Annotated in this window: 23 protein-coding genes and 1 pseudogene; 12 read left to right on the forward strand and 12 right to left on the reverse strand. The window is 55.8% G+C overall.

The window, feature by feature from the left end:
- The first annotated feature begins 658 nt into the window (after positions 1 to 658).
- Complete coding sequence (locus GFR01_RS04325; protein WP_174694668.1) at positions 659 to 1,462, forward strand: glucose 1-dehydrogenase; 804 nt, start codon at positions 659 to 661, stop codon at positions 1,460 to 1,462.
- Positions 1,463 to 1,530: 68 nt separating this feature from the next.
- Here GFR01_RS04325 and GFR01_RS04330 read toward each other — a convergent pair whose 3' ends face one another.
- The 5 genes from GFR01_RS04330 to GFR01_RS04360 form a co-directional block, all read right to left on the reverse strand.
- A complete protein-coding gene (locus tag GFR01_RS04330) occupies positions 1,531 to 3,777 on the reverse strand; it encodes a xanthine dehydrogenase family protein molybdopterin-binding subunit (RefSeq protein ID WP_099181394.1) in 2,247 nt (748 codons plus the stop codon).
- A gap of 12 nt (positions 3,778 to 3,789) precedes the next feature.
- Complete coding sequence (locus tag GFR01_RS04335; protein WP_099181395.1) at positions 3,790 to 4,797, reverse strand: FAD binding domain-containing protein; 1,008 nt, start codon at positions 4,795 to 4,797, stop codon at positions 3,790 to 3,792.
- Positions 4,794 to 5,300, reverse strand: coding sequence for a (2Fe-2S)-binding protein (locus GFR01_RS04340; protein ID WP_099181396.1), 507 nt, complete (start codon positions 5,298 to 5,300; stop codon positions 4,794 to 4,796). The genes GFR01_RS04335 and GFR01_RS04340 overlap by 4 nt, the downstream gene beginning before the upstream one ends.
- 1,444 nt (positions 5,301 to 6,744) lie before the next feature.
- A complete protein-coding gene (locus GFR01_RS04355; protein ID WP_099181397.1) occupies positions 6,745 to 7,860 on the reverse strand; it encodes a metallophosphoesterase in 1,116 nt (371 codons plus the stop codon).
- A 111-nt stretch (positions 7,861 to 7,971) separates the two neighbouring features.
- Positions 7,972 to 8,952 (reverse strand): SDR family NAD(P)-dependent oxidoreductase, encoded by a 981-nt coding sequence (locus tag GFR01_RS04360; protein WP_099181398.1) that lies wholly within the window; start codon positions 8,950 to 8,952, stop codon positions 7,972 to 7,974.
- 210 nt (positions 8,953 to 9,162) lie between these two features.
- Between GFR01_RS04360 and GFR01_RS16215 the strand changes: the two genes are divergently transcribed.
- The gene (locus GFR01_RS16215; protein WP_373317580.1) at positions 9,163 to 9,375 is read left to right on the forward strand and encodes a TetR/AcrR family transcriptional regulator; all 213 of its coding nucleotides are present in this window, start codon (positions 9,163 to 9,165) and stop codon (positions 9,373 to 9,375) included.
- A gap of 165 nt (positions 9,376 to 9,540) precedes the next feature.
- On the opposite strand, the pseudogene GFR01_RS04370 reads toward GFR01_RS16215, so the two are convergent.
- The 7 genes and pseudogenes from GFR01_RS04370 to GFR01_RS04400 form a co-directional block, all read right to left on the reverse strand.
- Positions 9,541 to 10,295: pseudogene (locus GFR01_RS04370) on the reverse strand (IS5 family transposase).
- 70 nt (positions 10,296 to 10,365) lie between these two features.
- The gene (gene hydA / locus GFR01_RS04375) at positions 10,366 to 11,754 is read right to left on the reverse strand and encodes a dihydropyrimidinase (RefSeq protein WP_063902854.1); all 1,389 of its coding nucleotides are present in this window, start codon (positions 11,752 to 11,754) and stop codon (positions 10,366 to 10,368) included.
- Between the two features lie 30 nt (positions 11,755 to 11,784).
- The gene (locus GFR01_RS04380; RefSeq protein WP_240283601.1) at positions 11,785 to 12,438 is read right to left on the reverse strand and encodes a GntR family transcriptional regulator; all 654 of its coding nucleotides are present in this window, start codon (positions 12,436 to 12,438) and stop codon (positions 11,785 to 11,787) included.
- Entirely contained in the window at positions 12,438 to 13,379 is a 942-nt protein-coding gene (locus tag GFR01_RS04385) for a dihydrodipicolinate synthase family protein (RefSeq protein ID WP_099181399.1), read from the reverse strand. The genes GFR01_RS04380 and GFR01_RS04385 overlap by 1 nt, the downstream gene beginning before the upstream one ends.
- Entirely contained in the window at positions 13,376 to 14,530 is a 1,155-nt protein-coding gene (locus GFR01_RS04390) for an NAD(P)/FAD-dependent oxidoreductase (RefSeq protein ID WP_099181400.1), read from the reverse strand. Before GFR01_RS04390 ends, GFR01_RS04385 begins: the two co-directional genes overlap by 4 nt.
- Entirely contained in the window at positions 14,527 to 15,948 is a 1,422-nt protein-coding gene (locus tag GFR01_RS04395; RefSeq protein ID WP_099181401.1) for an NAD(P)/FAD-dependent oxidoreductase, read from the reverse strand. Before GFR01_RS04395 ends, GFR01_RS04390 begins: the two co-directional genes overlap by 4 nt.
- The gene (locus GFR01_RS04400) at positions 15,935 to 16,198 is read right to left on the reverse strand and encodes a (2Fe-2S)-binding protein (RefSeq protein ID WP_063902850.1); all 264 of its coding nucleotides are present in this window, start codon (positions 16,196 to 16,198) and stop codon (positions 15,935 to 15,937) included. The genes GFR01_RS04395 and GFR01_RS04400 overlap by 14 nt, the downstream gene beginning before the upstream one ends.
- A gap of 125 nt (positions 16,199 to 16,323) precedes the next feature.
- Here GFR01_RS04400 and GFR01_RS04405 point away from each other — a divergent pair, with 125 nt between their 5' ends.
- From GFR01_RS04405 to GFR01_RS04450, 10 genes are all read left to right on the forward strand, one after another.
- Positions 16,324 to 17,124 carry a transporter substrate-binding domain-containing protein gene (locus tag GFR01_RS04405; RefSeq protein WP_099181402.1) on the forward strand — a complete coding sequence of 267 codons (801 nt, stop codon included), beginning with the start codon at positions 16,324 to 16,326 and terminating at the stop codon, positions 17,122 to 17,124.
- A complete protein-coding gene (locus GFR01_RS04410; RefSeq protein ID WP_063902848.1) occupies positions 17,121 to 17,780 on the forward strand; it encodes an amino acid ABC transporter permease in 660 nt (219 codons plus the stop codon). The genes GFR01_RS04405 and GFR01_RS04410 overlap by 4 nt, the downstream gene beginning before the upstream one ends.
- Positions 17,777 to 18,430, forward strand: a complete 654-nt coding sequence (locus tag GFR01_RS04415) for an amino acid ABC transporter permease (protein WP_099181403.1) — start codon at positions 17,777 to 17,779, stop codon at positions 18,428 to 18,430. Before GFR01_RS04410 ends, GFR01_RS04415 begins: the two co-directional genes overlap by 4 nt.
- Positions 18,417 to 19,205: an amino acid ABC transporter ATP-binding protein gene (locus GFR01_RS04420; protein WP_099181404.1), complete on the forward strand. Its 789-nt coding sequence runs from the start codon at positions 18,417 to 18,419 to the stop codon at positions 19,203 to 19,205. The genes GFR01_RS04415 and GFR01_RS04420 overlap by 14 nt, the downstream gene beginning before the upstream one ends.
- Positions 19,206 to 19,231: 26 nt before the next feature.
- A complete protein-coding gene (locus tag GFR01_RS04425) occupies positions 19,232 to 20,122 on the forward strand; it encodes a dihydrodipicolinate synthase family protein (protein ID WP_099181405.1) in 891 nt (296 codons plus the stop codon).
- A 70-nt stretch (positions 20,123 to 20,192) separates the two neighbouring features.
- Positions 20,193 to 20,975: a transporter substrate-binding domain-containing protein gene (locus tag GFR01_RS04430; protein WP_244902147.1), complete on the forward strand. Its 783-nt coding sequence runs from the start codon at positions 20,193 to 20,195 to the stop codon at positions 20,973 to 20,975.
- 30 nt (positions 20,976 to 21,005) lie between these two features.
- The gene (locus tag GFR01_RS04435) at positions 21,006 to 21,737 is read left to right on the forward strand and encodes an amino acid ABC transporter permease (protein WP_099181407.1); all 732 of its coding nucleotides are present in this window, start codon (positions 21,006 to 21,008) and stop codon (positions 21,735 to 21,737) included.
- Complete coding sequence (locus GFR01_RS04440; RefSeq protein WP_099181408.1) at positions 21,737 to 24,625, forward strand: FAD-dependent oxidoreductase; 2,889 nt, start codon at positions 21,737 to 21,739, stop codon at positions 24,623 to 24,625. Before GFR01_RS04435 ends, GFR01_RS04440 begins: the two co-directional genes overlap by 1 nt.
- On the forward strand, positions 24,622 to 25,347 hold the full coding sequence (locus tag GFR01_RS04445; protein ID WP_099181409.1) for an amino acid ABC transporter ATP-binding protein: 726 nt from the start codon (positions 24,622 to 24,624) through the stop codon (positions 25,345 to 25,347). Before GFR01_RS04440 ends, GFR01_RS04445 begins: the two co-directional genes overlap by 4 nt.
- A gap of 114 nt (positions 25,348 to 25,461) precedes the next feature.
- Positions 25,462 to 26,733, forward strand: a complete 1,272-nt coding sequence (locus GFR01_RS04450) for an ArgE/DapE family deacylase (RefSeq protein WP_099181620.1) — start codon at positions 25,462 to 25,464, stop codon at positions 26,731 to 26,733.
- The last annotated feature ends 75 nt before the right edge of the window (positions 26,734 to 26,808 follow it).

The raw sequence follows: 26,808 nt of genomic DNA on the forward strand, positions 1-26,808 counted from the left end.
CCATACAGGTACGGCAGAGGGACCGCTGGTTCGCTTTCTGTTCTTTCCAAAAGCCATCACAGGCTTCGGCTCAATGATCATCGACAATCAGAGCAAAAGTTATCTGCCTGAACCAGAATGGCCTGTGCCGTCGTAATGCATACTGAGACTATGGACTGCATAAGACGACCTTTATCTGATGGAAATGTCGGAGCGCCCCGAGAATTTTCTTGCAGATGATAGACAGCTTTGGGGATGGGAAGATGAGTTTCGGCCATCATGATTGATGCAATGGAGTTCTTTTCTGAAAATGAGGTGCCTATACAGGGTATGTTCTACCAATCCGGAAGGCACCAAGCTGTTGCCGGCGCGGCGTATCGTACTCTGCTACGATATGACAGCCGTGCCATGCCCAAGTTTCTTTCATTTCGCCCTTCGCAAAGCTCCGGACCAAATCTCTGTTAAGGCTCCCTAGGATCAGACCAGAGTCTCTCAATATGCAACCGTAGCAAACAATGTGAAGCGTTAAAGAGCATTCGAAGGAAACAGTTTTCTATTCTGATTGTTGAGTTGAATGACGTGTCGTGCGTCATGAAACACAACCTTTCAGGAGCGCTTGCTCGTGCCAAATCACATTCTTCCCCAATCCCAAAATCATCAGCCCGGTCTTGAAGAGCCAATGCAGCCTCACGCGGAGCATATTCGTGCCAGTTATCGAGGAAGCGGCAAGCTCGCTGGGAAGAAAGCCCTGATCAGTGGCGGGGACAGCGGCATTGGGCGTGCTGCAGCATTGCATTTTGCCCGCGAGGGAGCGGACGTGGCGATCCTCTATCTGGAGGAACACGACGATGCGAATGAGACAATCCGCCTCATCGAAAAAGAAGGCCGTAAAGGCCTCGCTATTGCAGGCGATGTTTCTTCCAGCCAAGTCTGCAACGATGCTGTTGCACAGGTCGTGACGCAGTTCGAAGGTCTGGATATTCTGGTGAATAATGCAGGTGTTCAGATGGTTCAGGAAGACATAGAAGCGATATCCGACGAGGAATGGCAGCGTCACATGGATATCAACATCAATGGATATTTCTATTTAGTGAGAGCTGCTCTCCCACATCTTGGAAAGGGAAGCGCAATTATTAATACATCTTCCATAAATGCTTTTGCAGGAAATAAGGATCTCTTAGCCTATTCAACAACCAAGGCAGCGGAAATGGGTTTTACCCGTTCTTTGGCTTTGCAATTGGTTTCCAGAGGTATTCGTGTGAATGCTGTTGCTCCTGGACCAGTTTGGACACCCCTTCAGCCTGCAAGCTGGGGCATTGTTGACCCACAGACCGTTGCTGAGCTGGGAAAAGATACGCCTATGGGTCGGTGTGGAGATCCTTCGGAACTTGGGCCCGCATATGTTTATCTTGCCAGTGAAGATGCGTCCTTTGTGACCGGGCAGACACTGCATGTGAATGGTGGGAAGATTATTAACGGCTGATGTGGCTTCCTACCCTCTCCCTAAATTACGCCTTCTCTGGATCGAAGAAACCAGAGAGGGCGGCGGCATCAGTCTCCGGGTACAATGGGCAGATTATAATGACGTCGACCGGTTGCATGGAAAATTGCGTTAGCAATCGCTGCAGCCGTTCCGCACATGCCAATCTCGCCGACACCTTTGATACCTAGTGGACTGACTTCGGTATCTTCCTCGTTGACGAAGAGTACATCCATGTCCGGAATATCTGCATGCGCCGGGATATGATATTCAGAAAAATTGTGGTTCATGAAGCGGCCAACACGTTCATCCATCAAGGATTCTTCATGTAGGGCCATTCCTGTCGCCATCACCATTGCACCTCGCACCTGGCTGGCTGCCGTTTTAGGGTTCATGATACGTCCAGCTGCAACGGCATTAACTAGCCGTGTCACACGGACGATGCCAAGCTCCTCATCCACACGGACTTCGCAGAATACTGCGCTGTGGGTGAAGCGGGCCTTCCTCATCTGGCTGATGGTCCCACGAAGACCCGGCTTTGCCGTTTCTTCGACTTCAAGCTCCGTCTGACCTGTCAAGGACAGAGCGTCTCGAAGAGACATTTCAAAAGCTTCATCGCCATCAGTGTTTTTTAGAAAACCATCCTGTAAAACTACGGTGTTATGTCGAAGGCCTTCTGTTAGCCACGCAGAAATATTACTGTTTTTGCCAAGCGTTTTGAAAAGCTTTTCCCGCAAGCTCTGACAGGCAAGCCACACTGCGGCTCCGGCTGAGGCGGCTGTCCATGAACCGCCTTCTGTTGGGCACTGTGGGAGTGTTGAGTCTCCCAATTCTATATCAATCTGGTCAAGTGGTATGTTGAAGGCTTCCGATGCTGTCTGGGCCAGGATTGTATATGTTCCGGTTCCGATATCAGATGCGGCGGTTGCAATATGGAGGCGCCCATCGGCAGTCAATCTGGCTCGCGCTGATGTGGGGGAGAACATGGCGTCCCAGATGCCGGTTGCCATACCCCAGCCAATCAGTTCCTTGCCGTCACGCATCTTTCCGGGCGTCATTGGACGATTTTGCCAGCCAAAACGCTCTGCTCCTTGGAGCATCGCCTCGCGCAGAGCTTTGCTGGTCAGGGGCATATCGTGCATGGCGTCGATATCGGAATAGTTGTGCAGCCGAAAGGTCAGTGGGTCCATGCTGCAGGCATAAGCCATTTCGTCTATAGCCATCTCAAAGAGATTGACGCCTGTCGCCGCTCCGGGAGCCCTCATATCGCTGGAAGTGTACGTATCCCGAGGGACGACTTTGTAATCAGCCGTTGCGTTGGGGCATTTGTAATTGATCAGCCCCCAGACAACGAGATTCTCCATATTATGCTCAAAACGTGAAGTGTCTGTGACACCCTCAACGATCATGGATTGCAGAGTTCCATCCGGCGTGGCGCCGAGCGCAATGTCCATGATGGCCTCCGGGCGGAAGACATGCGTGAACATTTGCTGTCGCGTCAGGGAGACACGTACCGAGCGTTTCAGCATTTTCGCAGCAAGGGCTGCCAGAAACACATTGTGCTGTGCCCTAAGGCCAGATCCGAAAGCGCCACCAACATAAGGATTGCGAACGCGTACCTGATCCTTGGAAAGCGAGAGGGCGCTTGTCAGATAGGCCTGTACGGCCTGAGGTCCCTGTGTCTTGTCCCAGACGGTGAACTTGCCATCATCTTCCACAATGACCGTCGTGGCATGCATCTCCATGGGATTGTGGTGTTCAGGAGCCAGATGATAGTGGCCTTCAACCTTTATGGGACTTAAAGCGTAGGCCTCAGCAGCCTTACCGCGGGACTTGGGAGGCACATAATTGCTGCGTGGTTTCTCGGGCATGTATTTTTGATGAAGGGCCACCTCAAAATCTGCATTATGAGGCCAGCGTTCATAATCGACTTCCATAAGCATCGCGGCCTCGCGAGCTGCTTCGAAGGTTTCCGCAAAGACAACAGCGACTGGCTGGCCATTGAAACGGATTTCCCCGTCATGGAGTGGTCTGTAAGGAGAGCCAGGAACACCTAGACCATCGACATAGGACTTCTCGAAAAGAGCCGTATGGGGCCGATTGAGATGCGTCATGATCTCCACAACGCCCGGTACCGCGCGGGCAGCTTCCTCACGGATTGTCTCAATACGCCCGCGCGCTATGGGGCTATTCACAATGACGCCGTATAGCATGCCGGAAGGATGCGGTTCAGCAGCATATCTGGCTTGTCCGGTGACCTTGGCAAAACCATCAATGCGAGAGACGGACTGCCCAATAGTCGTGGAGATAACGGTCATGTCCGGTTTCCTTCAGGAAATACTTTTATACGTCTGGGATTGAGGCGTACCGTCAGCGGCCTGAGACAGTGCCCGCATAATCACTCGTGGAGCGAGCCTGAGTTTGGCGGCATTATCACGATCTGTGACAGCGCCACGCAAAAGGCATTCAGCAGTATCGCGAAAAAGGGAGAGAGAAGGGGTCTTACCTTCAAGAAGTGCTTCCGCTTCTGGAACGCACCAAGGCTTTGTTCCCACACCTCCGAGAGCGATGTGCGCCTTCTGGATTACATCGCTTTCCATTTGCAGCCCGACTGCAACGGACACAATAGCAAAGGCAAAAGACAGTCGATCACGGATTTTGAGGTAGGTGTAATGAGGGCCGAACGAGAGGGCAGGGAGATCAATAGAGGTCACGATTTCTCCGGGAAGGAGAATATTGTCCTGCCAGGGTTGGTCGCCGGGAAGGCGGTGATAATCCCGGAAAGCCACACTGCGTTCGCCCTGAGAACCAGCGAGGGTCACTGTCGCATTCAGGGCCGCGAGGGCCACGCACATGTCGGAAGGGAAGGTCGCGATACAGGCTTCGCTGGTCCCAAGAATGGCCATGATCCTGTTGCGGCCACCTTTTGCGGAACATCCGGTTCCGGGAGAACGCTTGTTACAGGCCATATCCGGATCATAAAAATAATGGCATCGCGTACGCTGGTTCAGGTTGCCGCCATTTGTCGCTCTGTTCCGGATCTGCGGACTTGCTCCTGCGAGAATGGCAGATGCCAGAAGAGGGTAGCGTTCGGTGACCAAGGGGTGGGCTGCCGTGTCCGCATTTGTAACAAGGGCACCAAGACGCAGTCTGCCGTCCGGCAGTTCCTCAACCTTGTTCAGCGGCAGGCTGTTGAGATCGATTACATGGTTAGGACGCTCAACATCCGATTTCATGAGATCAACGAGATTAGTGCCACCAGCAAGATAGCGTGCATGCTCAAAGTCATCCCAGGCATCTGAAAGCGCGGTGGGACGGGAATAGGAGAACTGTCTCATGCAGCTTCTCCCGTACGGTTTTTCTGCTGCTGCGCGATGACTTGCTCAATGGCATCAATAATGCCGTTGTAAGCTCCACATCGGCAGAGATTACCGCTCATGAATTCGCGGATCTCCTCGCGGGACTGCGTATGTCCTTCTTCCAAAAGGGCAATCGCTGACATGATCTGGCCCGGTGTGCAGTAGCCGCATTGAAAGGCGTCTCGATCAATAAATGCCTGCTGCATGGGGTGCAGATGACCTTCCGAGCCAAGCCCTTCAATCGTTATGACTTTGGCATCAGGAATGGAAACAGCAAAGATAAGGCAGCTTTTCACCCGCTTTCCATCGACTAACACAGTGCAGGCACCGCATTGCCCATGATCGCAGCCTTTTTTTGTACCCGTCAGATCCAGACGCTCCCGAAGGAGATCCAGTAACGTCACGCAAGGGGGAAGGTCAGCGACGTAGCTTTTCCCGTTTATTTCAAGACGACAGGGTCTGGCGACAGACAGATCAGTCATTGGAAATCGCTCCGTTCAGCGTCAGATTTTTCAGCTGCTCAGAGCGTTAAGACTATGTATGCCAGCAAGTTTCCTATTAACTTCTCTAATCAAGACGAAAAAAGGAATATCGCTATATCGTGTTGATAGAAGAGTGGATCTACTTCCGGCGACGGTGTGGCCTGAGGATGCTCATGACGGAGAGAGCCGTCATGACTTTAAGACTTGGAGCTGGACGTTTCATCAAGACGTTTATGTTTGTAGGCTGCAACCTGGTTGCGGGTTAAAATAAAGCTCAGAAGGTGCCCCTGATTTTGGGAGTAGGCCTGTGCCTTATCGGCTAAAACTCCGCGAATGAGGCCTCTGTTTGCCTTGTGGCTTGCGAAGAAGCCCGAACTAGGGTGGTGACCCTATTTTGCCTGTCATGCCTCCCTGCGGCAGCAAACCCACACCCCAGAGGAAGAGCCATGGAGAAAAAACAGGGACAAGTTTTCGCATGATTGGAAAAACGTCTTGCTGTTGGATCAGATGCTTTGGATTTCTCCCGATCGTGGGTGATTTCTGTGTCGCGATTAGGAGTTTTGTTATTGCGATCAAAGATATTGGAAGAATTCTGAATATGCAGTCTCGCAATCGTCTTACGACCATGATTTGGCTGTAGCATACGACGGACGCGGGGGTGGTGAGGCACCTGAACGAGATCTTTTTCGGTCGAAAAATATTTCTAAAGTACCATTTTCTCCAATAAGAAATTTCGTGGAATGTCACGGCTTAGCAGGAAAATACTTCCTGTTTTGTCCCTCAGTAATAAGGTCCACGTCGGTTTTTCGAGACGGGCAATGATAAAAGTCTTGTTGGCGATGTCGGTCGACTTCGGAAAATGCTGGTGTTTCGCCTGAACGAGCAGGGCTCCCTCTACGATATGACACTGGAGAATTATCACAGTGTCTAAAATGCATGCCTCACTGACCGTTCATTTTGGTGGCTGGCTCAGGGCGGAAATACTGAGCCCTATAATATCAAGGTGAACACCGTTGCAGAGCGTTTTGGCGTCCCTCCTCAGAAGGTCAGTAATCGACTGAATGGCGGTTCAGCCTGTCTGCTGACATAGGCATGCGGTTTGGAAAAGCCTTTGGAGTGCGTGCCGACACCCTGATGCGTATGCAGATTGATTTCGAACCGACCTAGGCACAGGAATGTAAAGCCGACCTGAACGTGCAGCATTTCAATCTTGTCGTACGCCCTCTGACTGAGCAGCAGACGATTTGAGAGCCGATGAAAAAAGTTAGCCGTGCCGAGGACATTTCCCGCCGTTTATTCAACGGCATAGTCGGAACACTCATCGTTCAGGATCTGCGCAAGAGTAAGCCATAATCGATTTACGGTTTGATAACGCCCGACAAGCAAACTCATGGCGACAGAAATGGTCGGGCCCCCGAAAGAGATTGTAGGCTGCTCTCGAACCCTACCCAGCCCGTAGATGAAAGCGTGTGATTTCGGCTGGCACGCCTAGGCGGAGTGCGAAGCCGGGCCATAGACCGGTTCCGTTGCTGACATAAAGCGTCATGCCGCCCACCTGGTAGCGTCCGGAGACAAAGCCGTTATTGCCCCGGGCCACGAGACGATCGAGACCGCGGATCATCCCGCCATGCGTATGACCCGAGAGCTGAAGTGCCACGCCCCGAGCCGCTGCGGCCCGGGCATCGCCGGGCTGATGATCGAGCAGCACAACCGGCGCATGGGCAGGACAGCCCGACAGTGCGGCGTCAAGATCCGGGCCCACCTGACCGTGCCCACGTGCCGAGCGATCCGTCACGCCTGCGATAACAAGATGGGCCGTGTCGCGCGTGATGATTCTGTGCTGGTTTTCCAGCACATCGAAACCCAGTGCCGACAGATGGCGTATCCAGTCCGTGTAATCGAAGAAATATTCATGGTTGCCTGGAGCAGCCAATACGCCATCGGGCGCGCTCAGCTCGGAGAGCGGTGCGATGTCGGCACGGCGCATGTCCACCGACCCGTCGATAAAATCCCCAGTCACGACGATCAGATCGGCATCAGCCGCATTGGCGCGACCTACAACACGGGCAGCCCATCCCGCAGAGAAAAGCCGCGTGATATGCAGATCACTCAGCTGGAGCAGTCGGTATCCATCAAACAGCGGGGATAATCCGCGTATGGTGACGGTCACGTCCGTGACCTGTGGCACCCGGAGCGCATTGATGACGCCGATGGCCGCGAGCAGCCCGGCCAGTCCACCTACCGTGATGCGGACTTCGGTGCCTATATGAACCGGCTGCCAAGTAATCAGCGCAACCACCAGCGCGAAGAGATCGAGTGCAAGCTGAAACAGCATAAGAAACAGGATCGTTCCGACCGCCCAGTTGAACAGGATAATAAGCGGCTTCGGGAACTCTGGCGCGAACATCGAGCCCGAAGAGAGCCTGCTCCAGAACTGGAATTGCGACGCCACGATGACGAAGACGGCCACCGGAAGTTTCACGGCAACCGGAAGAGGCAGTGGCCATAACCAGTTTAGGATCACGATCGATAGAAGCAGGCCGAATACGATAATGCGCACGAGTATGGACATCCTCATCGATAGGGGGAGCCGACGGCTTGCGATGACCGTCGGCGTTTCGGACACGGGCGTGACCCTGTGCTGACCCGAAGTGTTGTTCGCGCAAACGCGTCAGGCGAAGCTTTCGCCTACCATTTCCTCGCTTTTTGTCCATAAGGCTTCGGCATGTGCCGGATCGAGAGCGTAGGCGCGTACCCCAGCATTGACCAGACTGATCGGCTGGTCGTTCGGCACGACATCGCTGACGTGGCAATCCTCGCAATAGTGGGCACCCACTGCATCGGCCTCAGCCACGACGCCGGCCCACACCGAGGTTGCAGTACCCTGCGGGATGCTTTTGAACTGGAACAGCTCATGGCCCTCGGCGGCGGCCTGTTCGTTGATCTGGCTTACCATGGCGTCGATCTCGCCAGGCGCCATGTGCCGTACCAGCTCCGTCATGATCGCACCGGGGTGAACTGCCGTTGCCCGCACGCCCCGTGAGCGATGCCGGGCATCAAAGGCGACGGCAAAGAGAATGTTGGCGGTCTTGGAGCGTCCATAGGCCACGAACGGCACGTAAGGCGTATGGTCGAAATTCGGGTCGCCCAGATCAACGTCGGCGAAGCGATGTCCGGCCGAGGACACATTGACCACCCGTGCACCATCGCGCAGCAGTCCGGCGATCCGGTTGATCAGGACGAAATGTCCCAGATGATTGGTGCCGAACTGCGTCTCGAACCCGTCTTTCGTATGTCCGAACGGCGTCGCCATGACGCCCGCATTGGCGATCACCAGGTCAAAGGGCGTGGCCTCCGTGTTCAGACGGTCGGCGCAGGCGCGTACGCTCGCCAGATCCGCAAGGTCCAGTGCGGTAAGTTCGAACGCACCACCTCCCTGCGCTGCAGCCGCGCGGACCTGATCGGTTGCAGGCTCTGCTTTTGCAAGATCGCGCACCGCGCCCACGACATGCGCGCCATGAGCCGCCAGCGCGCGGGCTGTTTCCACACCCAATCCGGCGGAAACACCGGTCACGAGAACGCGCTTGCCCTTCAGGGACACGCCGGAGAGAACATCATCGGTCGTTGAAGTTGCGCCAAAAATCTGAGTCATGGGTAGAACTCCTTGAAATGGTGCATCCGTTCTTTGCCGAAATGGCGTTGGATATCTTATGTGGAGCATGGCTCCGTTTGTATACGGAGCATAACTCCGTTTAACAAGGAGGAGAGGTGACCGACGTGAAAAGGCCTTGTCGCCGACCGCGCAGCAACGGCCAGTGCAATCGGAAGCCTCTTCTGGCCCTGGCCAAAACCGTTTTTTACGATGGGTGAAGTGGATACTCCCTTCGATGAAGTCGCACGGCGTGCGGGTGTGGGTATTGGCACGCTTTACCGTCACTTTCTCAGTCGCGACGCTCTTATTGAGGCTGTCTATCGCGCAGAACTGGATCGTCTCGCTGAAGCGGCTCCGATACTGGCCACACAACATCCGCCGGTGGAGGCGCTTCGCGCATGGATGCGACTATTCGTGGATTAGATCTCCGCCAAGCAGGTCGTCGCTCCCGCGCTCAACAGATTGGTCGGGGGAACTGGGGCGCTCTATGCGCATTCCGGCGATGTTCTCAAAGCCGCGGTCAACAGCCTTGTCTCCTCTGCCATCGCCGCCGGTGAGTTGCGCGCCGACATCGAGCCTCTGGGTCTGCTACGAAAGGCAGATTAGCCTCAGGCTTCTTAATAAGAACATGACGATTGCAGCGAGGCAGAGAGCGGAGAAGAAGACGGCTGGGCATCTGTCGTAGCGTGTTGCGACCCGCTGCCAGTCCTTGAGATGTCCGAACACGATCTCGATCCGGGTGCGTCGTTTAGATTTTTCTTGTCGTATCTGATGGATTTGCTGCAGGATTTCCAGCCATGAAAATGCAAGGTTTTCCCCGAAGCATCCCGGAACCAGCGGACATCATACCCGCGATCGGCCCGCATCCACGGGGAGACAGGGAGACTGTCGCGAAGGGCTGCCGCACACGTGTAATCGCTCGCAGGCGCTGCCGTCATGAAGAAGCTGAGCGGCCGTCCGTTTTTGTCCGTAACCGCCTGAAGTTTCGTATCCAAGCCACCTTCTGTGCGCCGCAATCAGGAGGCCCGGATCCCCTTTTTTAACCGCAGGCTCGAAGTTGTGCGGTGGACCTTGAGAGAGGTCGCCTCAATCATAATGATCTGAGGTGGCGCCTTTTGCGCTGAAAGACCGTCCATCATCCACACGCAGATCGCCATGGCGTCCCAGCGTTTCCAGCGGTTGTACAGGATCTTGTAAGGACCGTGCTCCTAGGGCGCATCATGTGACAAAGATGATGTCGCTCAGCGCGGGGTGGTCATCAACGCGCGGCCTGCCGTGACTGTTCGAGGAAAAGGGTGCAGGCGATCCATCTGTTCGTCCGTCAGCCAATACAGGTCGCTCATCTTCAGTCGCCTTACAGAGCCTGAATTCTTATGACAGCATTCGACGGTTCTGAGATCCTTTCAAATCACTTCAACGATGTCGAGCCTTATGAAATTTTCCGTTTCCAGGGGCGGCGAGGAGACTTCCGTCATCCATCGCGAGAGTGCCGCGCAGAAAGACTTTTACTGGCCAACCTCGAACTGTGCGGCCCTCATACGGGGTATAATCGATGTTGCTTTTGAAGAGGTCATTGGTGATTGTTACTACCCGTTCTGGATCCCACAAAATGAGATCAGCATCAGAACCTGGGGCAATTGTACCTTTTTCGGGGTAAAGGCCGTAACGTTTTGCTGGTGTGGTAGCAGTCAAGCGCACGAAATCAGTCAGGGCTAATTTGCCACTATTGATAGCAGCGTCATAAAAGACAGGCATACGTGTTCCTAGTCCTGGCATGCCATTGGGGATAAGGGAAAAATCTGCGTCCCGGCCATGGCGACCTTTCCCGACAGTGCCATCAAAGGTGTAACCGCAATGATCCGATGAGATGATGCTGATGACCCCGTTGCGGAGATACTGCCACATACCGTCCTGCTGAGCCTGTGTACGAAGAGGCGGGCTGCAGATGTATTTTGTGCCTTCGAACCCGTCGTATTTCAGAGCTTCTTCCGTCAGGGTCAGATAATGCGGGCAGGTTTCAGCCGTGACTTTTACGCCGCGTGACTGAGCGCGACTGATTTCCTCGGCAACTTCAGGGCAGGAAACGTGAAAGATCTGGATTTCCTGATCTACGAGTTCACTCATGGTCATGGCGCGATAGGTGGCTTCGCGTTCGACGCTTGCTGGTCGAGAGGTTGCATGACCATGAGGTTCAATCCGGCCTTCTTCCAGATGACGCAGGATCAGGTGACGGATCGCGTCATAGTTCTCGCAGTGAACCGAAACGATGATGTTGCTTTGGTGGGCGGCCTCCAGAACCTGAAGGAACTGCCCGTCCGAAAGGTGAAAATCGTCATAGGTCATGAAGACCTTCAAACCGGCTGCACCGCGCTCGGCCACGACAGGGATTTCCTCCCTGAGCGTTTTGTCATCAGTGCGGGTGATGATCTGGTGGATGGCGAAATCTATACGGGAATTGGCCCCGCGAGCACGATAGTCTTCAAACTGCTCGACCAGTCCCTTTTCCGGGATGTGGGACGCAAAACATACAACGGTCGTGGTGCCACCAAGGAGGGCCGTGCCGGTCGCTGAGACAAAGTCGTCTTCATGGATCGTGCCGTCGGCCTCGACCTGCTCGATGTGGCAGTGACCGTCGATGCCGCCAGGCATGACAAGCAGACCGCTGGCATCAACTGTTTCATGGCCAGCAAGATTAAAACCGATTTCGACAATCTTCGAACCGTTGATCCCGATATCGGCAATATACGTGTCAGTGGCGGTAACGATCTTGCCGTTCCGGATCACAAGGTCAAAAGTCGTCATGACGGTTTTTCCTGTTTGTAATGAGGCGCATTAGCCGCCTCTGAGAATATCCATGCAGTCGGCTGCGACATTCCGCAGATGTGTGACCATTGCTGCGCGTGCGGCGTCGCGATCGCCTGCAAGCAGCGCGTCGACAATAGCCAGATGCTCAGTTGTGGAAGACGGAACGCGCCCCAATGGGTAGGTTACTTCACACAGACGAGTGAGGGTGCGGAGTTCATCAATGGTGCGTAGAAGGACACTATTGCCTGAAACTCTGGGGAACATCCTGTGCAGACGGTCATCTAGTTGCCACTGAGCGGCTGTCTGGTCCGGGGTTTTGCCGAGTTCTACGATATCACTACGCAACTCCTCGAGTGCACACCGGTCAAGCCTGTCGAAAGAGAGGCTGATGGCTTCGCTTTCGAGAATTTCACGGATGTGGATGGCTTGAAAAAATTCAGTGGCAGAAACGTTTCGAACCGCAAAAGAGCGCGATCCCTGTTTGACAAGAAGATCCTCGGCGGCGAGGCGCATCAGCGCTTCGCGCACAGGGGTACGCGAGATCTCGAGATGATCCGCAAGCCGCCCTTCCACAACGGACATTCCGCTGGGCAGTTTTTTCTCAAGGATCATGCGTTTGATTTGCGTGTAAGCCAGTTCCGCAAGATTTTGCTCACGTTCGGCTACCATGTAATCGCTCATTAGGGTCCTTCCACTGTCATGGCAGTTTCCAATGCGGCTGACAGTTCCTGCCATTCTTCAGGAGCGATGATATCAGAAGCCTTGCGGGTTCGGCAGGAGGGCCATTTACCTTGCATAACCAGACAGGCTTTCAGCCGCAGGGTTGCGCGGCCTCCGGGCTGGCATCCGTAGATCAGATTGGCAAGGGGTTGAATGGCCTCGTGGATCTTGCGTGCTAGAGGAAGATCATTTTCTTCAACGGCACGGAACAGCCGGCTCATGGCAGTGGGAAGGATCGCTGCGAGGCTGACAAGGCTGCCTGTTGTGCCGATGGCAAAGCATGCAAGGAGATGCTCGTCACCTGAGGCCATGACGTCCACATGGGGTGCAACGCGTGCGGCCAGCCTGCGGTGACGGTCATAGGCGTTGGCCTCCCAGCTTCCTTCTTTGACGGCAACAACCTTCGGCAGGCGAAGAAGTGCTTCAAGGATGGGGATGGAGTAGGCCATGCCTCCACTTCCAATCGATGACTGGTAAAGCATGATGGGTACATCGACTGCATTACAGATGGCAGTGTGATGAGCAATAATGGCCTCTGCGTCCTGTGAGACCGCCCAGGAGAACGGCGGAAATACCAAGAGGGCATCTGCGCCAGCGGCTACGGCATCACGGGCGTGGTCACAGGCTTCATTCAGGTCTTCCGAAAGGACGCCTGAAACGATGATGCGGTTCGCGCCAATGGTCTCCGCAGCCAGTTCCACCACCCGGCGTTTTTCTGCGCGTGTCAGAAGATGATTTTCGCCAGCATGTCCGTTGCACAGAATGCCTACGGTGCCCGCACGGCCCGTACAATCTGTGAGATGCTCGCAGAAAAGAGTCTCGTCCAGCGTTCCGTCGGCCAGAAAGGGCACCAGTGTAGCAGCGTAAACGCCCTGGAAAGGTGCGGGAGAAGCGGGAATCATGGCTGGGATCCGGTGGCTGGAGAGGAGGAGAAACGATATGGGTCAAAAGCAGTCAGGTCAGGATCTGCGCCGAGAATGCGCTCCGCCAGCAGGCGGCCCATATAAGGACCGCTGGTGAAGCCAGAATGGACGCAGCCCACAACGAACGCGTTATCATCATGTGTGAGGGGGCCAATCAGCGGCATGGCGTCCGGTGTTTCGGATTCCAGGCCAAGCCAGACCCGGAGGATCTGCGCAGTGTTCAGCTGTGGAACGACATGCTGGGCAAGACGAACATTCCCCTGAAGGTTTTCGGGAATGACGCGAGTGCCACCGTCACGAATATTACCTTCACCCTGCCAGCCGCCCCCGATGAGCACGCTGCCGTTGGCAAACTGCTTGAGAGAGAGCAGTCCATTGGCAATGCTGAGGACACTATTCATAACGGGAGAAAGCGTTTCCGTAACAACGAGTTGGTTGATAAGACAGCGGATCGGAATGTCATGGCCGAACCAGCCGAGCATCTTTTCCAGCCACGCCCCCGTGCTCAGGACGACACGATGTGCGTGGACAGCTTGGTTCCGATTGGCCAGTCGAATTTCATAACCCTGACCACCTGATGAAGCGATGGTTTCAACGGCAGCGTTTTCGATGAGCGTGACGCCTGCCTGTTTCAGCGCACGGGCATAAGCTCCTCCCACACGATAGGTCGGGATATGACCATCCAGCGCGCAATAGGCAGCAGCACGCAAACCGGGATTGATACCAGGCTCGATGCTAATGGCGCGTTCGGGAGAAACGATTTCTATCGGAGCCCCCATCTCCTGCCGGACACGGGCGCGTTGACGCAGGAGATCTTCTTCGGCTTCGGTAAACGCCATCGACAGGCCAGGCGTTGCAAGGGCGCCAACATCTTCACCGAGCCATTCGGCGCTGTTAAGCCACATTTCCCGCCCACGAATGGCATGGGGAATGAGCTGCGCACGGGTCATATGCAAGGTCAATGTCCCGGCGTTGACTCCCGAAGCGGCACGGAACATGTCCTGCCTGTCAATCATGGCAACGTTCAGGCCGGCACGCGCCAGGAACAGGGCGGTCGTAGCTCCCATGACGCCTGCGCCAACAATGACGGCGTCATACACGGCTGGTTTTTCATGCAGCGCGACGGTCATAGGGGAGCAGCCTTTGGCAAGGGAATGTCGGAATAATCGAAGGTGCCGGTCACGGAGGTCAGGGGGAGGGGGAAGAACGGCATGCGCGCAGTGAAACTCCCTGCGTCCTCAGGCGTGTTTTTGCATGTGCCAGTAACGAGATTTCGTGCACTGTCTTCACACATTCGCCCCTGACACGGCCCCATCCCGCAGCGTGTCCAAGCCTTGAGCTGGTTCAGGTCCTTGGCGCCGGAATGGATGGCCGATCGCAGGGTTGCTGCGGTTACGCGTTCGCATCGGCAGACAATGGTGTCGTCATGCACGCTTGCGGCAAGTTCTCGGCCAGCGTTCATCAACGGAAGCATCCGGCGAGAGACGGCATCAAGGCGGCGAAGCTGTCGACGTGGAGTTCTGGTCAGACTTTCATATGTGGCTGACGAAATCAGACCGCGATCCTGAGCCAGGGCATGGGCCGTGACAAGTCCGCGCAGACGGGCGACAGCCATGCCGCGGATTCCTGCGGCGTCGCCTGTAACGTACAGATCGGGACGGCTTGTACGTCCGGCAACATCCGTGACGGGTTCAAGATACCCCCCAAGCGCGTCGTGATGGTGCTGAACGCCAGCTGATCGCGTAATCAGCGTCGAGGGTTTGAGGCCATAGCCGCAGGCCGCGGTCTCGGCGGCATAGAGATGGCGGCGCTGGGGATGATCCATTTCACTCACTGTCAAAAGCAGGCCGCTTTCGGTTTCCTGTGCAGACGACAGAAAGGATCGGTGATGAATTGGAATTCCGGCTTTGCGTAATTGCCCCATCCAAGAGAGTGCCTGGGCCATGCGAGAGGGATCGAGTGCGAGCATGGCGCCCAGACGAAACCAGTCGGTGCGACTGCCTGCATCTACGATAGCGGCAACCTTGCCACCGAGCTCCAGAACCTGATGGGCTACAGAAAACAGCAGTGGCCCCGAGCCAGCGACCACGACTGTCTGACCCGGCAGCGTTCCACCATTGCGCATCAGGATGCTGGCCCCTGCAAGGCCTGTGATGCGAGGGGTCGTCCATCCCGGAAAGGGAAAAAAACGTTCTGTCGCACCGTTGGCGACCACAACTGTCGAAGGTGGAAGCTGGCTCATGCCGTCAGAACCGATAAGGTCCAGCGTCAGGCTGGGTGACAGACCCCAGACCCTTGTTCCAAGGCGCACTGTAACGTCAGAAGCTGCCAGCTTTCCACGAAGAGTATCACCACCGCTGAATTCGTGATTCGGTGGTACGGTTTGGCGGGCATAAGGTGAGGGAGCTCTGAAGATCTGCCCCCCCGCCTCGGATTGTTCGTCGATAAGCGTGACGGGCAGTCCGTGTCGGGAAAGCGCAATGGCCGCTGTACTGCCAGCGATGCCTCCACCGATGACGGTGACGGGGGAGAAATCAGGACTGGGCATAGGGCGTGATCGTCATGTTCGAGAAAACAGGAGCCTTGCAGGCGTAAGCAACTGTGCCGTTGATCCGGATACGACATTCCTGACAGCTTCCCATGAAGCAGAAAGCACCACGGGAACTGTTGTCGATTCCTGACCGCCCGAGCTCAAGAATGCCTGCGCGGCGAAGGGCTGCGGCCACAGGTTCTCCTTCAAAACCTTCAATCGTTTGAGTCAGGTAAGTGAAGGTCACAGGAGAGGGTCCATTGCTCATTCGGATCGGTCCGGAGAAGAAATTTCTTCCAAAGGGTTTTCTATCGTATACATAACGTATATTCGAATTAGATCAGTGATCTGGTAACCGCAACCCTAAAGTCGCAGAGCATCGGAGAAACCTTTTTGAAAGCGATCCGGACCAGTCTGTTTTTAGGGTTCTGCGCTGCCTGCAGTGTTCTTCTGCCCGACAATGCTGATGCAAGAGGGAGTGCAGTTATTCGCGAAAGCGGACATATCAATATCGGTGTGGAACCGGGGCTTCCGCCGCTGGGGGAGTACGATGCCCGCAACGAACTCGCTGGTTACGACATAGATATCGGGCGGGCTATTGCGGCCGGGCTGGGTGTTGAACCGCGTTTTGTCACGCTGTCATCGAGTGGCCGCATCCCTTACCTGCTGGCGGGCAAAGTTGATATCGTGCTTGGCGGCCTGACGCGAACGCCTGAGAGGGCTGAGGTCATCGCATTTTCGCACCCTCTCTATTCCGAGCAATTTGCGATCATTTCCCCGTTTGAACGAAAAATTATGTCTTTCGGAGATCTGACTTCCGGCGCACATCAGCTTGTGGAAGTGCGGGGTTCGACGGCTGTGGCCTATCTGCGCGAACACGCTCCAAAGGCATCAATGCTGCTGTTGGACAGTTATGTCGATGCAATCCGTGCTCTCGCGCAAGGGCGGGGAGACGCAATGGTCGACGTGATCGAATATGTCGGTCATTACCTGCCTACCCAGCCCCAGGTGCAGTGGAGAGTCATTCGGGGGTTCGCTCCGCCGGTAGGAGATGACTGCATAGGTCTTTCTCCTCAGGATGTGACACTGCGTTCAGATGTCGATCGTCTGCTGGAGAAGATGGAAGCAAATGGGCGGCTTGAGGCCATCCATCGTAAATGGTTCGATCCTGGCACAGATCAGAGGGCGCCATGAACCGATTGGATTTTCATCCCGTCCTGGTGCGCTTGCCTTATTTGCTGGGGGGTGTCTGGATCACAATCCTGATCGCGGCGCTGGCCTTTGGGCTGGGGCTGTCTCTCGCAGTATTGCTCGTCGTAGTTCGTTTCGAAAATAGAGGTGTCTGGCGGCGGATGAGCCGTGGATACAGCACGGCGCTGACCAATACGCCTCAGCTTTCCCAGATCTTTGCCGTTTTCTATTGCCTGCCTTTGATGGGCGTAATGGTTTCGCCTTTCCTGTCCGTTGTTATAGGGATGACGCTGAATGCTGCGGCTTATCTGGCGGATATCCTGGGGGCCGGCATGTCGAGGGTTCCGTCCGTTTATCATGAGGTTGCGCTTACGCTTGGGCTGAACCGGCGGCAGACTTACCTCCGGGTTATCCTGCCGCATGTGGGCCGCACAATGTTCCCGGCGTTAGCCAATCATTTTCAGATCATGATCCTGGGTAGTGCGATGGCATCAATCTTCGGGGTCGAAGATCTTACGGGCCGCGCCTACGACATTGGATCAACCACCTTCCGAATTCTTGAGGTCATGCTTGTAACAGGAGCGCTCTATGCGGTGCTCTCCTTTGCTCTGGCTGGGATCTTCATGCTGTGCCGCCGTGGATTGGAGCGCATGGTATGATTGCGTTCTCACATTATGACACCAGCCTTTTGCTTCAGGCCTTGCTGCGGACGATCATCCTGTCTGTCGGTGGGGGTCTGATGGGCGTTGCCGGTGCTGTGATTCTGACGGCGCTCCGTCTTTCGGGCGGCAAGGTGTTACTGCCGCTACGACTATTGGCCGTTGCGTATGTCCAGATCATTCGCCGTATCCCGTTCATCGTAACCCTTTATATCGTATTTTTCTGCACTGGTATGGCCGGTGTGGATGTATCGGCAACAGTTGTGGCGATTGGTTCGATCGGGCTCATTGCGGCAGCGTATCTGAGCGAAATACTGCACGGTGGGATCCTTACAGTCCCGGTTGAGCAGGTTGAAGCTGCACTGACCCTGGACCTGCCGCTCTGGGCGCGGTGGCGGTATGTCATCGTGCCTCAGGCAATGTCGGCCGTCCTGCCGCCGGCAATTGGATATCTGGTGCTGTTCATCAAGGACACCGCGCTGGCGTCTCAGATCGGTGTTGTGGAGCTCAGTCAGGCCGGGGTGATCCTTTCCGGGCGAGGGCTTCCTTCAGCGCAGGTCTTCTGTGCCGTGCTGCTGCTCTATTTCACGATTTCCTATCCGCTGACCTGTCTAAGCCGTCTTCTGGAGAAGCGCATTGCCGTACATTGATGTTCGGGACGTCTGCGTCCGACATGGAAAGACTGAGACGCTTCGCGACGTCGGGTTTACGGCGGAACGCGGAGAGATCGTCAGTTTCATCGGACCTTCGGGATCGGGAAAGACCACGCTGTTGCGAACGCTGATCGGCCTACAGTCCGTAGAGTGCGGACGTATGACCGTGGACGGACGCATGGTAAACATGTCGGAGCCCGGTTCCGCAAAAGTCCTCCGCGCGCAGGCTGCGATCGTATTTCAGCAGTTTGGCCTGTTCGGTCATATGTCGGTGTTGCGAAATCTCACCCTTGCGCCCACCGTCGTGGCAAAGCGGACGCATCGTGAGGCTGAGCATGAGGCTCACGAGCTTTTGGAAAAGCTCGGTCTGGCGGACAAGGCGAATGTCCTTCCTGACGATCTGTCTGGTGGGCAGAAACAGCGTGTTGCCATTGCTCGGGCTCTTATGCTTCGGCCTGCACTTCTGCTTCTGGATGAGCCGACTTCTGCGCTGGATCCGCGGAAGGTTCAGGAGGTCAGCAGTCTCCTGCGTGATCTTGCACGTGACGGCATGACGATCATTCAGGTGTCTCATGCGATGGGTGTCGTCGCCTCCCTGTCGGACAGGATTGTTCTTCTGGAGGCGGGTCATGTCCGGGCGCTCGGACATGGTCGGGGGCAGGCCTCGCAGACCCCTGATATTGCGGCATTCATGAACACTCACAGCGATGACCCGGAAAGCGGAGCATCCGCCGGTGGCTCGCCTCAGGGCTTCCGGGAGCCGCAGTTCTGATGTCTCCCTCAATAAAGGAAAAATCGATGAAGTTCCGCGGAACCTATACCGTGATGATCACGCCCTATGATAGCGAGGGACGTGTTGATGTTCCAGGTCTGCGACGGTTCACTGACTGGCAGATTGCCCAGGGAATTGCCGGTCTTATCCCTTTGGGTTCGACTGGAGAATTTCTGTCACTGACTGATGACGAGCGGACGCTTGTGGCTCAGACGGTGATCGATCAGGCCGCTGGTCGCGTTCCGGTATTCATCGGCACTGGAGCAGAAAATACCTATGACGTGATCCGTTACAGCCAGGAGGCCGAGCGGCTGGGTGCGGACGGTGTCATGATCATTCCCCCGTTCTATTCCACCCCGACCGATGATGAACTGTTCGTTCATTATCGGCGTATTTCGGATGCGATCGGGCTGCCGATCATGCTCTACAACAATCCGGCGACGGCAAATGTGGATCTGAAACCGGAACTGGTGGCGCGGCTCTCGCATATCGACAACTGCTGTCTGATCAAGGAATCCACGATGGATGTGACCCGTGTGCGGGATATCATCCGACTGTGTGGTGATCGTCTGTCGGTTTTCGGTGGCATCATGGGCTTTGAGAGCTTCCTGGAAGGGGCGATCGGCTGGGTAGCCGTGGCATCCAATGTCGCCCCGAAAGTCATGAGCGATATCTTTAATCTCTGCGACGGATATCGTGACATTGGTAAGGCCAGGGAGATGTATTTCCGCCATGTGCCGCTGATCCAGTTCGTTGGGGGACAGGGTTATGTGGCGGGAACAAAGGCTCTCCTGAAGCACATGGGACTGGATGTTGGCGGCCCACGTGCCCCGCGCTTGCCTCTGCCAGAGGTAGATGATGCACGTGCGCTTCAGATCGTGCGGGATCTGGACCTCCGGTTTGAAGAAAGTGTCTGAGAGCAGGTTATCCCGGCGGCTATGGAATACAGGGCAGCTTTGCGCTGCCCTGTATTCCATGACGTTGTCGATGACAGCTCATGCAGCATCATGCCCTGCGACCAAGGGTCTGATTTCCCAGGGACAGGTGGTCATGGCAACCAATCCGACGTTGCCGCCCCTGCAATACGTGACGGTCGACGGCAGGATCACCGGAATGCGGATGCAGTTGGGTGACGAACTGGCCCGTAGGCTTTGTCTCCGGCCCGTTGTGCTGTCCACGTCTTTTGCACAATTGACGCTGGGCCTGCTGGAGAAACGCTGGGACATCATCAACACGGGCATGTTTTATACACCTCAGCGAGCAAAGCTGATGCACATGATCCCCTACGAAATTCAGGCGATCAGTGTTTCGCTCAATGAAGATGCAGCACTGCATCTCAGCCGGATCGAAGATCTCTCGGGAATGTCGGTCGGGGTGGAAATGGGCGGCATTGAAGAGCGTCATGCCCGTGAGGCTGATGACGCTTTGCGGGCGGCCGGGCGACCAGGCCTTGAAATCAAGACGTTTCAGAACGTCGGCATTGCATTTGCAGGTCTGCGAGCAAGACAGGTCACCGCAGTTCTCTCCATTGATGCTGTAGCGAGGCGCAACGCGGAGCAGGGAGGTGTAAGGCCCGTTCTGACGGGGCTGTATCCAACGCCCGTTGCGCTGGCGCTACGTGATCCGGATCTGGCGCGCCAAGTGGCTGCGGTACTGGAAGATATGCGGAAAGACGGAACACTGGAGCATCTCATGGCGCCTTACGGTGTCATGCCATTTCCGGGGCATATTACAGTCTCCGGAATGCCCGATCCTGCCAAAGCACGCTGACTTAACAACACGCTAAAACGGGGCATCCATATGCAAATCTGGAGCTGGCACGGCTTTTTTACTTATCTTGGAAGCCCGTATATCTTTCGTGGTGCATTGCTCACGCTGGGTATGACAGCCGTATCAATGGTGCTGGGCTTTTTCCTGGGATTGCTGATCGCGGTCATGAAGCGTTCACCGCAGCCCTGGTTTTCATGGCCCGCGCGATTTTACGTGTGGTTTTTCCGGGGCACGCCGCTTCTGGTACAGCTTGTGGTAATTTATGCTGGCTTGCCGAAGCTGGATATTCGCCTGAGCGTGATGGCGTGTTCAATTATCGGGCTGACACTCAACGAAGCGGCCTATCTGGCGGAGATCATCCGCGCGGGCCTTAATGCCGTTCCTGCAGGGCAGATAGCTGCGGCGCGTGCTCTTGGGATGAGCGAGCGACAGATCGCCTGGCGCATTGCTTTTCCGCAGGCGTTTCGCCTTATCATTCCGCCGCTTGGAAACTCTGTAAATGGTCTCCTCAAGACCACGAGTGTGACGTCCGTCATTTCCATGGAAGAACTGATGCAACGGAGCCAAATTCTGGTTCAGGATCAGTTCATGGTGTTGGAACTGTTCTCGGTAGCGGCACTGTATTACCTGCTGATGACGACAGCCTGGGATTTTTTCCAACGGCGGATCGAACATTTTGCAGAGCGTCCTTATCGTCGTCAGCAGCGCGTGATCCCTGAAGCGGTTATGGAACTGCCGATCAGTTCGCAGGATGCCCGCTGATGTCGGAGCAGCAGAGTTTCACGTTCGAGGGCGATACGGTTTCCGCGAAGCGTGGGCAGACCCTGACGGCGGCCTTGCTTGCGGCAGGAAAGCTTGTCCATCGAACTGCACCTGATGGCTCGGAGCGGGGGCCTTTCTGTGGGATCGGCGCGTGTCAGGAGTGTCTTTTGGATGTGGACGGTCAAATGTCGGTCCGGGGCTGCATGACGCCTGTTCGCGACGGAATGACTGTCCGACGTAACGCGCGTGTTCCGGATGCTGCAACAGCGCGTGTGCTGGCTGATGAACATTCTGATGCCGGAGAGGTCCCTTTAGCTGAACATTCCTGTGATGTTCTGGTGATTGGAGCAGGGCCAGCCGGCTTGGCTGCAACCATGGAACTGGCGAGGGGTGGACTGGATGTTCTGCTGCTTGATGAGCGCCACCTCCTGGGTGGGCAGTATTTCAAGCAGAATGCCATTCATCCCCGCGCGCAGGATGCTCAGGGACAGCGGGGCTCGGCACTTATTGAGGCCGTTCGTCAGAGTGGCGCACGGGTATGGCCTGACACGCTTGTGTGGAGTGCATATCGCGAAGACGGGAAGCTCATCATTGGGGGGCTGAGGGGCGGTGAAGCCTTCTATGTTCGGCCGAAGCAGATTGTCATTGCAACGGGTGGGCAGGAAACACCCAGACCACGCCCAGGATGGACTCTTCCGGGTGTCCTGACGACGGGGGCAGCGCAGACGCTGCTCCGGGCTTATGAAACATTGCCTTCTGGTCCAATCGTGATTGCAGGAAATGGGCCGCTCAATCTTCAGCTCGCTGCGGAGTTGGTGAAGAAAGGTGCGAACGTTGCGGCTGTCGTGGAGGGCGCTCCTGAGCCTATGCAACGGCCGATACTGGCGGGGCGTCTGTCTGTGGCGTCGCCCCGATTGGCCATAGCTGGGATGCAGCATCTGCTGACTTTACGCCGGGCGGGGGTTCCTCTCCTCTGGGGGAGTGTGGTGACGCGTATTGAAGGTGATGAGCGGGTAGAGCGGGCCTGTGTACGCCATGAAAACGGCCAGGAAAATTGGTTAAATGTAGAGACGGTCTGTCTCGGGGATGGGTTCGTGCCAGCGGGAGAATTACCGAGGCTTCTTGGTTGTCGCCAGCAGGTCCGAGACTGGCCTGTTGTTCACCCGGAAACGGGCCGAACACCCGATGGTAGGACTGATCAGCCGGATGTCTCAATCATTGGAGAAGCAGGACGTTTTGGAGGGGCGTTTCTCGCGCAGGCTCAAGGAAAGCTTTGTGCGGTCAGACTTCTCGCGGGTGCAGGGCGCGACAATTCTCCGGGATTGAAGCATAGCCGTCGTCTTTATTCCCGGCACGAGCAGTTTCAGTCCTTACTCTGGAAGCTCTACAAGCCCGCAGTCATGCTCCCGGCGCCTGATGACCAGACCATTCTCTGCCGCTGCGAGTGCGTGACGGCAGCAACAGTCCGTGCGCGAATATCAGAAGATAACATCCAGGACATCGCCTCTCTCAAGCGAGCGACACGAGCGGGAATGGGGCGCTGTCAGGGACGCTTCTGTCAGTCATCCCTGACGACAATGCTGCCGGCGCCTACAAATGAGCACGATTTCACGGCGCCACAAATTCCCTTGCGTCCAGTGCCAGTAGCCGCACTCGCGCGCCAGAAACCTGAATGGCGTGGGCACCGGCGTGTGGCCATCTCTTCGGCTTTGGGTATCCATTCAAAGATGCCAGATACTCCCTGCGACGCTGTGGATGTTGTGGTAGTCGGGGCCGGGATCGTCGGGCTTTTCGCCGCCTTGTTTCTGGTTGAAGCTGGAAAGTCAGTTGTGGTTCTGGAACGGGGACGTGCCGGTGCACTGGCGTCAGGTGGAAATGCGGGAAGTCTCCATGCCCAGTTAATGGCATTTGATTCGAGTGCCGATAATGACGGGCCTTCCATGCCCGCACGAACGCTGGCCTTGCAGCGGGAGTCTATCCGGATGTGGGAAGAGCTCCGAACCCAGCTCGGCAGGGACTTGGAAATCAAGGTCTGCGGGGGACTTGTGGTTGCGGAAACAGACGCTGACATGGCGCGACTACGCAGCAAAGTAGCTATCGAACAGTCTCTGGGTGTGGATGCGCGGATCGTGGATGCAGACGAACTGCAACGGATCGAACCCAACCTTCGAAACGGATTTCTTGGCGGCGCATATTGTTCCGAGGAGGGGAAGATCAATCCGATGGTCGCGACACAGGCTGTCTTGGCCCGGGCGCGTCAGGCAGGGGTGCGCATCGAAGAACTAACACCACTTTCCACAATCGAACGTATGGGGGAGCGGTTCAAAGTTCAGGCAGGTAAGCGGACGTGGTCGGCAGGCGCGATCGTGAATGCCGCGGGAGCCTACGCTGGAGAAGTTGCAGGGCTTGTCGGACGGCAGCTACCCGTATTCGGAGCACCGTTGCAGATGATCGTTACAGAACCTGTTGCCCCCCTGGTGAACTCACTTCTCGCGCATGCAAGTCGTCATCTTACGCTCAAACAGGCTGCAAATGGCTCCCTGCTGATCGGAGGCGGATGGAGTGCAGGTCTGGATCCTGTGCACGGTCATCCACGCCCCTTGAGGGAAAACCTGGAAGGTAACCTGTGGGTTGCCCAGCGCCTGATACCCGCACTGGGCGCGGTGAATGTTGTCCGTAGCTGGGCAGCCATGAATATTGATGTGGATGGTGCGCCAATTTTAGGTGAAAGCCCTGATGTTCCGGGTTTTTTTACGGCGGTGACAGCCAATGGTGTGACGCTTGCACCCGCAATGGGCCGGCACATTGCGGACATGCTTATGGGACGCTGCGAGCGGCCTGATCTGAAGATTTTTTCCCCAAACCGCTTTTATGGAGAGCCATCATGATCACACTTGAGAATGTGACGAAGTCTTATGGCTCTTTTCAGGTCCTCAGAGGCTGTTCGGCAAAAATAGAAAAAGGAGAGGTGGTTGTCGTCTGTGGCCCTTCAGGGTCGGGGAAGTCCACACTTATCAAATGTATCAATGCGCTCGAGACATTTGAGAGCGGCCAAATTTATGTGGATGGAACCGCTGTGCGGTCTGCGGGCACAGATCATTCGATGTTGCGGGCAAAAGCCGGGATGGTGTTTCAGAGTTTCGAACTGTTTTCCCATCTGACCATTCTACAGAACATCATGCTTGCCCCGCGTATCGTTCAGAAACGGGAGACGACCGAAATCCAGGCTCTGGCGGAAACGCTCCTACGTCGGGTGGGGCTGGAACGACACGCGAACAAGTATCCCATTGCGCTTTCTGGGGGCCAGCAGCAGCGTGCCGCTATTGCGCGTGCTCTGGCGATGCGGCCGGATGTGATGCTGTTCGATGAACCAACTTCCGCCTTGGATCCAGAGATGGTTCAGGAAGTGCTTCAGGTCATGACGGAACTCGCCCGTGAAGGAATGACCATGATGTGTGTGACGCACGAAATGGGATTCGCACGACAGGTCGCGACGCGGATCCTGTTCGTGGATGCGGGGGAGATCGTGGATGATTGCCGCGCGGCTGATTTTTTTGCGGGACGCTGCTCAGAGCGGGCGCAGGTTTTCCTTCGATACGAAGCATCCTGATAGCAATCACAAAAAAAATTCAGATAGCCGTAACATTCCACTTCAAGATCGAATTCATTCGGTATACAAAAGGAATATGAACTGAGGGCATATTGAATGCTCAATGGGGGCGGTATGTCGGAAAACGATTCCTGTTACGAAAAGACGGCCACCGACTGTCTTGGCAGCGTCATCGATCGTGACTTTGACCATGCGCAGGTGCCCTTCCTGCAAAAGCTTGTAAGTGTGCCGTCCGATAATCCCCCTGGAGACTGCGCCCCACATGCCGTTTTTTCAGCTGGGTTACTGGAAGAGCTGGGCTTTAAAGTTGAGCGACATACCGTTCCGCAGGATTTCGTAGAGCGGCACGGTATGAAGAGCGCTACCAACCTGATCATTCGGGAACGCTTTGGAGATGGATCAGGGCCGGTGGTCGCGCTTAACGCGCATGGGGATGTGGTGCCACCCGGGGAAGGTTGGATCCATGATCCTTACGCGGGAGTGATTGAAGAGGGCCGGCTCTATGGACGTGGCGCCGCAGTTTCAAAATCAGATTTCGCGACATATGCCTTTGCTCTCCGTGCTTTGAAAGAAGCCTGTGCCAATGTTTCGGGCACAATTGAACTTCATCTGACGTATGACGAGGAGATCGGCGGTCATGTGGGACCTGGCTGGCTTTTGGCAGAAGGATTGAGCAGGCCAGACTATGTGGTGAGCGCTGGTTTTACGTATGACGTGATGATCGCGCATAACGGCAGCCTTCAGCTGGACGTCGCTTTTACGGGGCGCGCCGCCCATTCTGCGTGGCCTGAAACCGGTGCCGATGCGATCGAAGCGGCCTGCCGCGTCATGTCTGCGCTGTACGCATATCGAGATAAGCTCTCCGGGCATCATAGTTCTATTGAGGGTATTGATGCTCCCACGCTGGTGATCGGAACGATCGAAGGCGGTGTTGCGGCAAATGTGGTGCCAGCGCAGGCGAGATTTCGTTTGGAACGCCGCATATTGCCTGATGAGCAGGCGGATGACGTGGAAGCAGAATTGCGTCGCGTAATCATGCGGGCCGCCAGTGAAGTTGCTGGTGTGGAGTGCATTGTGTCGCAACATCTTCTGGCGTTGCCGCTGGTTCCAAGCGAGGGGCAGGCTCCATTGATCCACGCATTGCAGGATGCTGCAGAGGCTGTGTTCGGAGAGCGCATCAGTAAAAAGGGAATGCCGCTTTTCACGGATGCGCGGATCTACAGCAATGCAGGTTGTCCTACCGTTCTGTATGGCGCTGGTCCACGTTGTCTGCAGGATGCGAATGGGCACAGAGCCAATGAACATGTGGTCCTGGAAGATCTGCGGCGCGCGACAAAGGTGGTTGCGGGCGCTCTTATGCGGCTTTTGAGTCCCACCGCTGCGTGACTTCCCAGACTTTTTAAATACCCGGTGTGATATGGGGCTTTGCAGCCTCTGTTCCATCGCCTCTGAAAAAAAAAC

The organism is Gluconobacter frateurii (genome assembly GCF_002723955.1).
GTDB classification, from domain to species: domain Bacteria; phylum Pseudomonadota; class Alphaproteobacteria; order Acetobacterales; family Acetobacteraceae; genus Gluconobacter; species Gluconobacter frateurii.